Here is a 13115-nt window from a genome sequence, read left to right on the forward strand (position 1 = left end):
GGGGCTCGTGTGTGTTGACACTGGAGGTCGGTGGCTTTCCGTGTGGAGGTGCCGATGGGGCTTCGGGTGGCCGGCGATGGAGACGTCTTTCTGATTGCCGGTGAGGTTGCCGCTGGGCAGCGCGACGACGTCGCGGTGGTGAACCGGTTCTTGGCGCATCTGCAGGGCAGAAACTTCGCTCGGGCGACGCGACGCGCGTATGCGTATGACGTGTTGAACTTTTTGCGGTTTCTCACCGGGCAGGGCGTTGGTCTGGCCGAGGTGCGGCCGACCGACTTGTTTGATTATCTGGACTGGCAGACCCAGCCCAAGCGCACTGCGGGTTCGACAGTGGTCCGGTTATCCGAGCGGCGGGGCGCCGCTGCCGCGACGCAGAACCGGCGCATCGCCGCGGTGCGGGCCCTGTTCGAGTTCGCGGTGATCACTGGCGTGGTGATGGCCAGTCCGGTGCCGGCGGCGCGGCGCACCAGCGGGCTTCGGGCGCGTCGGGGCTTGCTGGGCCATATCCGGGCTCGTCACTCGCGGTCAGGCGGCCGGCTGGTGCGCCAGCAGCGGCTATTGCCGGAAAGCCTTGAGCTGGCTGAGATTGAGGCGTTTCTGACTGACCTGGGCACCCATCGCGACCGCGCGATGGTGCTGCTGATGCTGCTCGGCGGACTACGCGCCGCCGAGGTCCGCGGTCTGCTGTTGGCCGAGGTGGACATCGCCCGCCGGCAGTTGCGGGTGGCCGGCAAGGGTGGTCGGGAACGGGTGGTTCCGGTGGACCGGCCGTTCTTCGCTGAACTGGCTGCTTATCTACGGCTTGAGCGTCCAACAGATTGCACGACCGAGCAGTGTTTTGTCGTGCTGCGCGGGCCGACCGCAGGGCAGCCGTTGACCGAGGCTGGGATGGGTCGAATCTTCCGCGCCCACCGGGCCAGCTCGGGCGCAGCCCGGGTGCGCCCCCACCGGCTGCGCCACACCTACGGCACACAGTTGGCCGCGGCCGGGATCGACCTGCTGGTGCTGCGGGACTTGATGGGACATGCCAGCCCCGAGACAACGGGAAAATACGTGCACCTATCGGCTGAGACCCTCTGCGCCGAGTACAGCACCGCTCGCAAGGCATCGCCGTGGTAAGTGTCGCGGTTAGCGCGGCCGACGCCGCGCCGTTGCCCGGCGCAGCCGGGCTGATCGCTGCCTACGACGCGCACGTCGAGGCGGTGTCGCTTTGCGCGAGTGTGCGATTCGCACGGCGTCGCAGTGCGCGCCGCTTCGTGGACCGCTTTTCCGACCTGGCGGTGTGGATGCGTCGGCCCACTCCTGCCCGGCTGACAGACCTACACCGGTTCAAAGCGTGGTCGTTCGTCTCGTGGTGTTTCATTCAGCGGCACCTGGTCCCCGACGTGGAGCTACTGCTGGCCAAACCAGCCGGGTGCGGGCTGCCGGTCGAGTGGGCTGCCCACGAGCCCGACAACGTGGCCGCAGTCGCCGAGGCCGCTGCGGTGCTGGGCTGGAGTGCCAACTGGCAGCGTCAGGTCGGGCTGCTGGCCGCCTCGACGATTTGCCTGCACGTGGGAAAACCCGTGCGGCGGTTGACCGAGGACGACTTCGCCGGTGTGCTCGGACAATTGGATGCATCGGCCGCGCTGTCTGCCTCGGCGCGCCACCATGCCCGCACCCGGCTGTTCGCCTTGCAGCAGGCCTGTTATCGGCTCGGCGGCCTGAGCACCCCGCCGCGGCAGAGCCGACCGGTGGCGGTCGGGCCACTCGTGCATGCCTCCGGTGTGCGCCAGCCGCTGATCCGCACCGAGGTCGTTCGCTATGTGCAGACGATCACCACCACGCTGCGCCCCTACACCGTGGCCGGGCCAACCAAGGCGCTGCGGGTGTTCTTCGACTACCTCGCCGAGCACCACCCCGAAGTGACCCGGCTGCAGGAGATCGAACGGACCCGCCATATTGAGCCGTATCTGGCGTGGGCGCGGGCCCGGCCGTGGCGCGGCAAGAACCGCCAGCGCCGCACCATCGGCGTGGTCGCGTTCCACCAAGACGTGGTCGACCTGCGCTGCTTCTTCGAAGACATCGCCGGCTGGAGCTGGCCGTCGGCCCCGCCGCGGCGGCTGCTGTTCTACGCCGACATCCCACGCACCCCCGACGCGCTGCCCCGAGCCCTGACCCCAGACGTCGACCGGGCGCTGACGACGGCCGTCGCCAACCTCGATGACGCACTCGTGCGTACCGGCCTGCTGCTGCTACGCGCCACCGGCATGCGCCTCGGCGAACTGCTCGACCTGGAACTGGACTGCCTGCTGGACTTCGCCGGGCATGGCACCTGGCTGCGAGTGCCGGTCGGCAAGGGCAACTCCGAACCCATGATGCGCTGGAGCCGGACACCGTGCAGGTGATCGATGCCTGGATCGCCCAACGGGGCCGCCAGCGTGCGCTGCCTCACCCCCGCGGCGGCCGGCTAACTGAGTTCTTATTCCTCGAACACGGCCGTCGGCCAACGTCATTCCGGCTGCGCAAGGGCCTGCTCGATGCCGTCGCCGCCGCCGGGCTGCGCGGCCGCGACGGAAAGCGCTGCACGTCACTCCACACCAGCTGCGGCACACCTTCGGCACCAGCCTGATCAACGGCGGTATCGAGTTACCCGCGCTGATGGCGCTCATGGGCCATTATGCGGGTGATCTTGTCAAGTGGGTGCGGTCAGGAGGCGGCATCGTCGAGGCGGGCGAGCAGTCCGTCGAACACTTTCTGGCGGCCGAGTTGTCCTTTCTCGGCGGCGTCGTCGCGTTGTGCCTGCAGAGTCGGGCGGAATTCGATGGTGGTCTGGAAGAAAGTGCAGGATTCGCAGATGGATTCGAAGTGGCAGTCCAGGCCGACGGGTCGGGCGCAGTAGCCGTTTCCGAGCATGCGGCGGTGCATCTCGGCACGGAGCTTGCGCATTTCAGCGCCTTCGGCGTCGGCGGGAAGTGCGCGCGGCTGATCGTAGAGGGCTTCGACTTTTTCACTGACGGAGAAGTATTCGTCGGCGACAGTGCGATCGGCGATTCGGGCGTAAACGAGCGTCATACGCATAGATCGGTGACCCAACAGCGCGGCCAGCGCTTCCAGGGACATGCCGCGGTTGATCGCCTGGGTCGCCAAGGTATGCCTGAGACGATGCGGCGAAACACGGCCGATGCCAGCCGCTTTCGCGGCTTCAGCGACTGCCCGATCGACGCGGCCCTCGCCGATGCGTTGGCCGTATTCGATAAACAGGTAGGGGCTGCGCAAGCTGGTGGGTCGGTTGGCGATCCAGGCGTCGAGGAGGTCCTTGAGTTGGGGGTGCAAGGGGATGTAGCGGTCGGTGCGCAGTTTCCCCAGCGGCACGTGCAACCAGTATGCCGCCCCGATCTGCACCACGGAATCAACTGTGAGATCGAGGAATTCGCCCTTGCGCAGCCCGGTGCGGGCCAGAAACTCCACACACAGTCGAACGAACGGATCATCAGCGGTGCGCGCGGCCTGCAGCAGCTTGGTGAACGCGGCGTCGTCGAGGAAGCGGGGCAGCGGGTCGTCGCGCAGCGGCAGGTCGCCGGTGAACATGAGCACGCGGGCGGGAATGTCGTCGCCGCACCATTCGGTGAGCCGGTCGAAGCAGGTGCGCAGGGTACCGAGGTGTTCGGCGAGACTGATCTTGGACAACCGCCCACCGCGGGCCGAGGGCCGGGTGCTCAGGTGCAGCTTGTAGGCCTCGATGTGTGTCCGACGCAGGTCGGCGACGCAGACCACCTCGGGGGCGTTCGCGGCCAGCCAACCGGCGAACTCCCGCAGCACGCCTTCGACGCGCACCATCGTCGACGCCCGCAGCGACAGCCGTGTCTGGGCGATGTAACCGGTCAGGGTGGCCGCCAGCCGCGGCGGGACCGCCGCCCACTGGGCGGCCCGTTCAGCCGAGCGGTTTGGGCTGGTCTTGCGGGGCGCGGTGTCCAGGACGCCGAGGTGGAACAGGGTGGTCTGCGCACCGAACAGCGCCGCGCTCAGTGCCTTGGCGCCGTGGCTGCCGGGTCGGTGGCGAGTTATCGCGCTGATCAACGCTTTTCGCTGCGTATCGATCACCGGCTGGGTCAGCTTCTCGGGAGTCAGCCCGGCCAGCGCGGCCACCTTGGCCAGGGCGGACCACTGCAGGCGGGTCACGACGGGACCGAACCCGAGCTCAGTGGAGGTCGCCACGAACCGTTGGTGGAACCTGCGGTGATGGTGAGCGGCGACTTCGCCGAGGTAGGGCCGGCACGCCACGAGATAGTCCGGGCTGGGCCGCAGCCGTCCCGTCACGATCAGCCAACCGACCACCCGTCGATCCTTCAGCGGCAAAGCGCACTGGGTTGCCAGCGGCAACGCAGACCAGCCCGCCACACCCACGCGGGTGAAGAACGTGCGGGCCACCGAGGTCACCGGGTGTCCCGCGAACATCCTGGCCGCAACGAGGTCGGCCCTATACGCCTCGACGAGCTCCTCGATGTCGGGGCGAGGTGCCGGTGACCGGTTCATTTCTCGGCCGCCTCACCGGACGCGACGACCTGCGCCTCGATCGCCTCGGCGGCCCGCAGGTACTCCCGTTCCAGCCAGTCGTTGGCCAGATGCAGATAGATGCGGGTCGAGTCGATCGATGCGTGGCCGGCCTGAGCCTGGATCGCCTCCAGCGCCATCCCCGCCTCCCGCAGCCGGGTGAAACAGGTGTGCCGCAGCTGATGGCACGTCGCCTGGGTCAGCCCGGCGCGACCGCGCGCACCCTCGAGGATCTCGTCCAGACCGGCAGCCGACAACGGCTCGCCACGCCGGGATCCCTTCAACACCACGAACACTCGATCGGTCGACGTCTGCGGGCGCTCCTGATCCAGATAGTCCCCCAGCGATGCGAAGAACCGCGCCGATACCGGCACCATCCGCTGCCGACCGCCCTTGCCTTCGGCCACGAACACCCGCCGCTCGCCGGCGTTGACATCGTCGAGGCGCAGTCCCAGCACCTCACAGCGTCGCAGACCACCCAGCAGCATCGCCTCGACCATGGCCCGGTCGCGGTGGGTGCGCAGCGCCGCCCGCAACGCGTCGACCTCGCTTGGCACCAGCACCCGGGGCAGCGTGCGCGGGGTGCGGATCAACGGCACGCCGCCCTTGCCGCGCCGAGCACCGGGGCGACGCGCCGCCAGGCTTGTCGGGACGGGGTTGCAGGTGACGCCGGTATCACCGCGGGCCGCGAGGTAGGCATACAGGCCACGCACACTGGACAACCGGCGGGCGATCGTGCGCGACGCCAACCCTGGCTCGCCGTCCTCCAACCGCACCACCTGCTCGCCCAAGCGGGCAGTGCGTTGAGAAGCCAAGAACGCGAAGACATCTGCGGCGTTCACCTGAGCCGGTTGCTTGGCAACTACACCGAAGAAGATCTTCAAATCCGACGCCACCGCCAGCCATGTGTTGGTCCGGGCTCGCGCCGCAACGAAGGCCAGGTAGTCATCCAGCAGCGAATGCCCCAGGGTGATCGCGACCAGTTCCGCCCCACGATGGTGACGAACCAAGCACGGCATGAACACGACAACCTCCCGCCGCCAGCATCCGCGTCAGCCCCGCTGGATCACGGCAGACACGCCGAATATCACCCGTATATCAAACACGTCACCCCGGAGATGACGTTGCGCTACGCCAAGCTCACCACCCCGACCATCCGCAGTGCCTACCAGGCGGCGATGGACAAGGTCCGCGCCGGTCAACTGCTGCCACTGACCGCCGTCAACGCCGCACCGCCGGTACCTGACAAGGTCGCCTGGCTGCACGCCGAGATGCTCAAAACCCGGCTCGCGCACGGCTTTTGCGCCCGGCCCAAAGCCGCCGGGCCTTGCCCCTACGCCAACATCTGCGAACAGCGCGACTTCTTTGTCCCCGACCCAGCGGCCACCACGACGATCAGCGCGCAACTCGACGACATCCGCGCCCTGCAAGCCGATGCCCACGCCCGCGGCTGGGACGACGAGGCCGCCCGGCATCAGCGCGTCGCGGCCAATCTCGATCAACACCTCCAACGACTACGCCGCCATCACTCGACCGATCTGCCTTCTTGACTCCGGCCGCGAGGGCCGGTTAATGCGGATCAGGTGGATGATGCAGGTCTGCACCGTGGCCAGCGGGAATACCGCAGACACGCTGTCGGGCAACCCTTTTAGCCCATCACAGACCAAAAAGAAGATGTCCTTGACGCCCCTGTTTTTCAGGTCGGTCAGCAGCGCCAGCCAGAACTTGGCTGACTCCCCGTCGCCGTCGCCGGCCCACATCCCCACGATGTCCTTGTTGCCGTCAAGGTCCACCCCGATCGCGGCGTAGACCGGCCGGTTGCGGACCTGCCCGTCGCGGATCTTGACCATGATCGCGTCGATGAACACCGCCGCGTACACCTTCTCCAGCGGCCGAGACCACCACGTGGCCATCTCCTCGATTACCCGGTCGGTGATCCGGCTGATGGTGTCCTTAGACACCGACACCCCGTAGACATCGTCAAAGTGGGCTGAAATTTCGCCGGTGGTCAGGCCTTTGGCGTACAGCGACAACACCACCCGATCCACATCGGAGACGCGGCGTTGGCGCTTGCCCACGATCACCGGCTCGAAGGTGCCGTTGCGGTCGCGGGGCACCTGGATTTCGACCTGGCCGCACGCATCGGTGATCACCTTCTTAGCGCGGGTGCCGTTACGCGAGTTGCCACTGCCACGCCCGGCTGCGGCGTGCTTGTCGTAACCGAGGTGCTCGGTCAGCTCCTCGTCCAGCGCCGCTTCGAGCACCGTCTTGGTCAGCGCTTTGAGCAAACCGTCCGGGCCGGTCAATGCGACCCCCTCAGCGCCTGGCGTACCAGATCGCCCACCAGCACCCGCTCAGCGGCGGACAGATCACGGGCGGCAACGGCCGTCTCATCCACGTTCTCGCCAGCCGGGGCCGGCGGTTCCTTCACTTGGGTTTCCATGCCCTTAAGTGTCTTCGTCATCACAGTGATTCCTTCTGCCCCACGCCGGGGCGATCAGAACCACTTACACCGAATCAGCGATAGACCTATGTCAGGAGTCCTGGTGGTCAGGGCCTGGATCTGGCGCTGCACGGCGGCGGGTTGATGCTCGCGTAGGTGTCGGCGAGGATCGCCCTGTCTTCATCGAAGACCGCCTGATGGCGCTCGGCGCGGCGGTGCGCGGTCGTGGCGGTGTCGTATTTTTTTGGACACTTTGGCGCCGTTGCGGACCTTGGAGACGAGTTTTTTGCTGCGGGTAGAAGTAGTTGGTCAGCAATGACTGCAACGTCCATATCTTGTTGAGCAACAACAGTTCTGCCTTGGTGTCGTAACGATGGTAGCCGACTACGGTGGGCACGACCGCCCAGTTCTTCTGTTCCCCGTAGCAGCCGTCGTTTTTGTTGCCCGACCGCGAGCAGGTGAAGGTGACCTGGCGCTGCTCACACCACGCCAGCAGGTGGTAATTGATGAACTCCGATCCGCAGTCGCTGTCCACATCCAAGATCGGGAAGGGCATGGTCTTGGCGATATCGTCCAGCGCGGCCAGCACCCATTTGCGGGCCTTGTTGGGCACGCTGCGGTTCTCGGTCCAGCCGGTGGCGATGTCGGTGACGGTCAGCGTGTAGGCGGGCGCACCAGCGGCGTTGCCGCCCTCATGGCCGACCAGGTCGATCTCAACGAACCCGGGGCGCCGCGTCGTCCCTATCGGCCTAGGCGCGGTCGGGATCTGGCTTTTGAGCAGCGAGCCGGGTTTGGTGTGGCTGCGGCCCTTAAGCTCATGCTTCTTGCGCTCGGACGCCAGGCGGCGATCAATGGTGGCCGCCGACATGCCCGCCCGCAGCGCGGCGGTGTCGTCGTCGATGTCGAGCTCCTCGCAACGACGCAGCCGCTCCACCAGCTCCCCCGGTATCGGCGCCAGCCGCTTGCCGGCGGGCATGCCCAGCACCGCCCAGCAGAACACCAGCGCCGCAATGACGTTCGGACCATACATGAGACAACGAAGGAAGCTACGCGCCCATTTTGGGTGAGTCATCCCTGAAGGGGTGGGGTTCTGTCAAGTGTGATGTGCTGCTGTTTTGCCCGTTTTCGGCGTCTGTGCGGGCAGCGCTGAATAAGGGCCTGCGGTCAAGTCGGAGCGCCCGCCGCGTAGCGAGGACGAACGGTCTTGACGGCGGCCCGGTTCAGCGCAGAATCGGCCAGAACCCGAAAACGGCATTGCTTATGGTGTTGTGGGTGGGAGCGTCTACAGTGTGATGCGAATAATGTTGGGCAGGGCCGGGTTTCCCGGCTGCCGGTCATCCCTTCGCCCGGCGGTTGCGGGCATGGAGCGGTGCGGCGTGCGATATGCGGGGTCAATCAACGCGACGGCCACGCCCCGCCTGGGGGAGGCCAGACTCATCGGCGACCACGCGCATGCCGCGTCCGGAGAACTGACGCTGCGTCTTTGGCGAGCGCACGGATATGTCGGTCGCGTAGGCCGTAGTAGACGAGGGTGAGCAGCTTGCGGGCCGCGGCGATCTTCGCGATGTCCTTTCCACGTCGTGCCGCGATCCTGTCTTGATCGGCGGTGATCTTTGCTGTTGTTTTGCGTTGGATCGCCTCGACGGTCGCCCAGCGCACCAGCTTGGATCCCTGTTTGGTGATGTGTCCGCGGCGTACCACGGTGTCGGACTCGTAGTGCCGTGGTGTTAGCCCGGCCCAGCAACACAGTCGCCCCGGATCGGCGCATCGGTGCACGTCGCCGATCTCGGCCACAAAGATGGCCGCAAGGGTCGGCCCGACACCGGGCAGTGCTTGGATCCCCGGTAGCCCTCGTGGTCGCGCAACCGCGCGCCGATTTGGGTGGCCAGCGCTGTCTCCTCTGCGTCGAGAATGTCGATCAGGTGCAGCAGCGAGGACACCCGCTGGGCGTATACACCGGACAATGGTGTTCGTTCGAGGCGCCTTCGGGCATCCACGCCGAACAGGTCCGTGGCAACGATCAGCACCCCGGCCTTGGCGAGGACGCGTGGACCTGGGCCTTAAGGCCTGAGCGCAGCGCCACCAGCTTGGCGCGGTAGCGGACCAGCTCACGCAACTCCCGCGTCGCCGGCGGCGCGATCCAAGCCCCCGGCAACCGGTTCATCCGCAGCAGATCCGCCAGACCACCGGCGTCGCGCACGTCGTTCTTCACTCGCCGGTAGCGGAACCCTTTGACACCCAATGGATGCGCCAAATGCACACTAACGCCTCTCGCCTGCAGGGCGTCCACTGTCCAATACCAGCCGTAGGTGGCTTCCAGCACCACCTCCAGGTTCGATCCGGCCCGCTCGAGCTCTAACCCCAACGCCACCGGATCGTTGACGATCGCCACCGCCGACAGCTGCTCACCGATCTCGGTTCGGCGGACGATCACCGACCGTTGGCGATGAAGGTCAATCCCGACGAACTGTTTTCCGTCATACTCGCTCATAAGGGGCCTCCCTGTCGTAATCGATGTGAACACCCCCAGCATCCGTCGGGAACGTCATGAGGGCGGAGGCCCCGCCCCTTCATCGCATCAACGCGGAAGGTGTCGCCGGCTGGGATGACGTCTTAAAATAATAGACGGACTCGTAATCGGTGTGTTTGGGCGTTTGCGATGCGGCCATCACCTCAACTGATCTGGCGGTATCGGCTCGGGTACAGAGTTTTCTTTTGTGGTCATGTCGCGGCACTCCCCGTAGATTGTGATGGTTCCGCCGAAGTTTTGGATCGGGGAGTAAGGGTCGAAAATCGCGGTGACGCCTTGCTTGCTCACATTCGGGGAATGACTGTGGAAATCGCCCCCGCCGCTCCAGCCGTGTTGCTTGAGTACGGCCAACATGCGCTGGACCTCGGCCTCCGACTCATCAAGCGTTGGTGCATGTTGGTAACCGAACCCTGCCACGCCGCGAAACGGCGCAACCGCCTGGTCGTTGCAGGACTCGCGGCTGAAGTTTACAGACACATCTTTGAGGCCCAGAAGTTGGATAATTTCTCGGGCGGCATCTATGACTTGGGCCTTCGATTGCTCTGGGGTCATCGGGTGAACCACTCCTTCGCTCAAATTTTTTGCTGTGGTACAGGATTGGACCGAGATGCTGAGCAGCGCCGCTACGGCACACCCGGAAACCACGCCACGGGTGGTTGCATTGATCCGCTGAAGGGCTTGCGAGGACTTGCTAATGGTAGTGACCGCCTGTTCCTGGCCGAGTGGCCTCCGGGTCGATGTCGTCGGGCAGCCAGTAGCTGCCGCGGTGGGGTGCGGTCATGTGGTCGTGGGCCAGTGCGTCGCCGTGGCCGGAGGCGATATCGCCGATGCTGAACAAAGACTCAGTTCCCCGTGTGAAGTAGGAGCTGTGATCGCTCAACGGCGAAGTCAGGCCCGGGACTTCGGCTTTGAACCGGGTGGAGCCGTAGCCTTCGACGGCCGGGTCGTTGCCCAGCCCGATTGTGACGCCGGTGCCGGGCATGTGTTCTTGGACGCCGCCCAAGTGGGTGATCGGGTCAGACGATGCCGCGCCCACATACACGTGGCCGCCCGGTGAAAGGTTGAAATCGCCTGCGCTGCGAGCCAAATCCGTACCCGGGCAACCGACGAGCACCACATCATTGGTGTGCATCCCGAAGCCGGCGGCGGCGTCGGCCACCGTCGTTGAGCCGTAGGAATGGCCGATCACGGTCACGTGTGAGGGCGAGCCCTCGTGGGTCACACCGAGTGCGTTGACGTCGGTGGCCAGCAAATGGCCCCCGTCTCGTGCCAACGTCGTCTGGCCGATCTGAAGGTCAGTAGGGCTGTCTGGAGCGTGATAGCCCATCCACACCAGCACCGACGTCGCCTTGCCGCGGTCGGCAGCGTTGGCCTCGTTGTACAGATTGCGCCCATCCAGGTGGGAAAGATAGCCGTCGCGGACACTGCTGCCCGTTCCCGGAACCAGCACGCTTGTGTTGGCGGCGGTATCGGGGTTGCCGATAGCGATGGCTTCGCGGCCCCGCCCACCGAACGCCTCGGGGTCATAGGTATGCAGCAAGACCGGGTTTTTGCTGCCATTGGGGTTCGTGGCATCTGTGTTGAGGCCCTTTTGAGTCTGTACTGCATTGTTGTAGCGAGTGACGGCGGCCGCTGACAGGCCGTATTTGGCGGGGTCGAATAGCACGTTGTCTACCGGCACCCCGTGCTGGTTGGCGAGATCCTGTACCCGGCTCAGGTCGTCGTTCATCACGGCCTCGTTCACCTCGTCGCGGGCGATGACCGGAATGCCGTTGAGGTTTCCCAACTCCGGTGGGTGTTGAGCGATCAGCTGGGTTCTTTGCTCGTTGCTCAACGAGTTCCACCACTTGTTGACATCCTCGGCGCTGGTGTTCGCCGGCGGAACCGGGATGGCCGGGCCGTCCGGTTTGGGCGCCGACCCCGGCGTGTCCACAGCGCGGACGAGCGCCGGCTCGTACCCGTCGGCGCGCAAGGTGGCCTCCGCGGACTGCAGGGTGCCCGCGTAGCCGGCCCGCACGTGGGTGACCTGCTGCAGGGTTGCCTGCGTGTCGTCGATGGCTTGTTGGTAGAGGCCGTTGATGTGTTCATCAAGGATAATGCGCTCCGCGGCAGTCACGTAGGGAGAATTCTCTGCGGCGATCACGTCGTCGAGTTCTTGATCGATGAGGTGCAATTGGTTTTCGAGGCTAGCGATGTAGCCCGCGCTGGCGCGTTGCGCCTCGGCCAAACTGGCGGCGATGTTTTCCAAGTCGGCGCCGATCTTGGGCAGCTGTGCGAGCTGCACACCCAGCGACTGCGTAACCAGCTGCACTTCAGCCGAATCGTTGAGCGGATGCTCGCCGTTTTCCCGGTTCCAGGATTTTTCGAACCGCTCACGCGCCCGCCGGAAGGCGTCGTCGGCATCCGCGGTGGACTTAGCGGCGTTATGAAACGCTTGCGCCAGTGCGTTGATGTGTGCGGGCCGGCCATGCTGGAGGGTGGCGTTGACCTGCCAGGGATCTCCGGCCACCACAGCCAGCTTGTCTTGGTCGATGTGCCGGTAGCTCATATCACGTCCCGCAACAGCTTCGCGTTGTGGTCCTCCGTCGCGGTGAACGAATACCCGACGTGATGCGCTTTCTCGCCGATGCCGGCGAGGGCCTTGTGATGCGCCACCAGGGTGGTGACGTGGTGGACGTGCGCGGTGCTAATGGCCGCATGGAACGCCTCGGCGACGGCGAAGTCACCGAACATCCCCGCAAGCAGCGGTGCGCGCGAAAGGTGATTCGCGCCGTGCTGGGCGTTCTTGCCAGCGCGCTGCGAGGCGGTGGCCCCCGCGTGCAGCAGTCCGGTGTCAACGAACATTAGATAGGGCATTTTCTGCTAGATCCAGCGAGATATTTGAGAAACTGCGGATCGCCGTGGCGAGCGATGGCGGCGTAGCAGGGTCCAGTCGAGTCTGGAGGTAATAACCGCCGGCGAGGAGAGCAAGCCGCGCGCTTGCGGCAACCGCCTGGGTCATCACCGGCTCACCACCACTATCAGCGCTGGTTTGCAGTGGGATGCTGGTCCGAACTTTCTCGAAGCCAGCAGATGCGCTCGCCTTGGCGTTGCTGACTTGCTGATCGGTGAACGTCGGCCCGGGCGAAGCGGGAGTGGGCTTGTTGTTTGGCAGAGGCCGAAACCAGGCGCCGATCGCGATGGCGCCGATTACCGCCAGCGCAGTGATGAGCAGGATGCGTGTCAGCCACGGCGATGGCCGCCTGGGCGCTGGTGGCGCTACCGGCGGCCACGGCGACGGTGCTCCCGGCGGCTGTGCAGGCGGCGGGAAAGGCAACTGCGACATGGGCTTGATCGTATCGCCGCCGCGCTATCACGGTAGTCACCATGCACGCGCGGCTCCGCAACTGATCGACGTCAGTAAATTAGCCGCTTTTGTGGCCCTCCTGACGTATCCGTGGGTGGGTGGGGCCGATTCGGGGCCGTGATCTGATGGTTGAATTCGTTTGTGCTTGCTTCCGCGATAGTTGCCTGTAGCGCTGCCCGGGTGGGAGGTGTCCATGTGGAGCCCCCGAGCGCAGCGAGGCGGAACGACATGGACACCGACGAGCGGGTAGCGCAGAATCGGCG

Annotated in this window: 11 protein-coding genes and 2 pseudogenes; 3 read left to right on the forward strand and 10 right to left on the reverse strand. The window is 65.6% G+C overall.

Features of this window, described 5'->3' with window-relative positions; translation table 11 throughout:
* Window positions 1-30 precede the first annotated feature (30 nt).
* Both MSM1_RS08360 and MSM1_RS08365 read left to right on the forward strand, forming a co-directional pair.
* Window positions 31-1119 carry a tyrosine-type recombinase/integrase gene (locus MSM1_RS08360; protein ID WP_307857308.1) on the forward strand — a complete coding sequence of 363 codons (1089 nt, stop codon included), beginning with the start codon at window positions 31-33 and terminating at the stop codon, window positions 1117-1119.
* Window positions 1113-2387 (forward strand): hypothetical protein, encoded by a 1275-nt coding sequence (locus tag MSM1_RS08365; RefSeq protein ID WP_213441016.1) that lies wholly within the window; start codon window positions 1113-1115, stop codon window positions 2385-2387. The genes MSM1_RS08360 and MSM1_RS08365 overlap by 7 nt, the downstream gene beginning before the upstream one ends.
* Window positions 2388-2688: 301 nt before the next feature.
* On the opposite strand, the gene MSM1_RS08375 is transcribed toward MSM1_RS08365, so the two are convergent.
* On the reverse strand, window positions 2689-4515 hold the full coding sequence (locus MSM1_RS08375) for a site-specific integrase (protein WP_213441017.1): 1827 nt from the start codon (window positions 4513-4515) through the stop codon (window positions 2689-2691).
* On the reverse strand, window positions 4512-5552 hold the full coding sequence (locus tag MSM1_RS08380) for a tyrosine-type recombinase/integrase (protein WP_213441018.1): 1041 nt from the start codon (window positions 5550-5552) through the stop codon (window positions 4512-4514). Before MSM1_RS08380 ends, MSM1_RS08375 begins: the two co-directional genes overlap by 4 nt.
* On the opposite strand from MSM1_RS08380, the gene MSM1_RS21685 reads away from it, so the two are divergent.
* Entirely contained in the window at window positions 5529-6083 is a 555-nt protein-coding gene (locus tag MSM1_RS21685; RefSeq protein WP_236054802.1) for a hypothetical protein, read from the forward strand. The two genes, MSM1_RS08380 and MSM1_RS21685, sit on opposite strands and share 24 nt — an antisense overlap.
* A 24-nt stretch (window positions 6084-6107) precedes the next feature.
* Here the strand turns inward: MSM1_RS21685 and MSM1_RS08390 are convergent.
* The 8 genes and pseudogenes from MSM1_RS08390 to MSM1_RS08420 form a co-directional block, all read right to left on the reverse strand.
* A pseudogene (locus MSM1_RS08390) lies at window positions 6108-6976 on the reverse strand (IS256 family transposase); the annotation flags it as partial.
* A 99-nt stretch (window positions 6977-7075) separates the two neighbouring features.
* A pseudogene (locus MSM1_RS08395) lies at window positions 7076-8015 on the reverse strand (transposase family protein); the annotation flags it as partial.
* A gap of 395 nt (window positions 8016-8410) precedes the next feature.
* Window positions 8411-8770, reverse strand: a complete 360-nt coding sequence (locus tag MSM1_RS21690; protein ID WP_307857309.1) for a transposase — start codon at window positions 8768-8770, stop codon at window positions 8411-8413.
* Window positions 8771-8996: 226 nt separating this feature from the next.
* A complete protein-coding gene (locus MSM1_RS21695) occupies window positions 8997-9467 on the reverse strand; it encodes a transposase (protein WP_236054805.1) in 471 nt (156 codons plus the stop codon).
* Between the two features lie 177 nt (window positions 9468-9644).
* Window positions 9645-10058 (reverse strand): hypothetical protein, encoded by a 414-nt coding sequence (locus MSM1_RS08405; RefSeq protein WP_213441019.1) that lies wholly within the window; start codon window positions 10056-10058, stop codon window positions 9645-9647.
* A 139-nt stretch (window positions 10059-10197) separates the two neighbouring features.
* On the reverse strand, window positions 10198-12054 hold the full coding sequence (locus MSM1_RS08410) for an alpha/beta hydrolase (protein WP_213441020.1): 1857 nt from the start codon (window positions 12052-12054) through the stop codon (window positions 10198-10200).
* Window positions 12051-12362, reverse strand: a complete 312-nt coding sequence (locus MSM1_RS08415; protein ID WP_374101668.1) for a DUF2563 family protein — start codon at window positions 12360-12362, stop codon at window positions 12051-12053. The genes MSM1_RS08410 and MSM1_RS08415 overlap by 4 nt, the downstream gene beginning before the upstream one ends.
* Window positions 12340-12831, reverse strand: coding sequence for a hypothetical protein (locus MSM1_RS08420; protein ID WP_213441021.1), 492 nt, complete (start codon window positions 12829-12831; stop codon window positions 12340-12342). The genes MSM1_RS08415 and MSM1_RS08420 overlap by 23 nt, the downstream gene beginning before the upstream one ends.
* Window positions 12832-13115 lie beyond the last annotated feature (284 nt).

The sequence above is a fragment of the Mycobacterium sp. SM1 genome, assembly GCF_018361265.1.
Classification (GTDB): Bacteria; Actinomycetota; Actinomycetes; order Mycobacteriales; family Mycobacteriaceae; genus Mycobacterium.

Bases quoted from the DNA above. Each gene is read 5' to 3' on its own strand.
- MSM1_RS08375 (WP_213441017.1), bottom strand. From the start codon at position 4,515: ATGAACCGGTCACCGGCACCTCGCCCCGACATCGAGGAGCTCGTCGAG.
- MSM1_RS21685 (WP_236054802.1), top strand. From the start codon at position 5,529: ATGGTGACGAACCAAGCACGGCATGAACACGACAACCTCCCGCCGCCA.
- MSM1_RS08380 (WP_213441018.1), bottom strand. From the start codon at position 5,552: ATGCCGTGCTTGGTTCGTCACCATCGTGGGGCGGAACTGGTCGCGATC.
- MSM1_RS21695 (WP_236054805.1), bottom strand. From the start codon at position 9,467: ATGAGCGAGTATGACGGAAAACAGTTCGTCGGGATTGACCTTCATCGC.
- MSM1_RS08405 (WP_213441019.1), bottom strand. From the start codon at position 10,058: ATGACCCCAGAGCAATCGAAGGCCCAAGTCATAGATGCCGCCCGAGAA.
- MSM1_RS08410 (WP_213441020.1), bottom strand. From the start codon at position 12,054: ATGAGCTACCGGCACATCGACCAAGACAAGCTGGCTGTGGTGGCCGGA.
- MSM1_RS08415 (WP_374101668.1), bottom strand. From the start codon at position 12,362: ATGCCCTATCTAATGTTCGTTGACACCGGACTGCTGCACGCGGGGGCC.
- MSM1_RS08420 (WP_213441021.1), bottom strand. From the start codon at position 12,831: ATGTCGCAGTTGCCTTTCCCGCCGCCTGCACAGCCGCCGGGAGCACCG.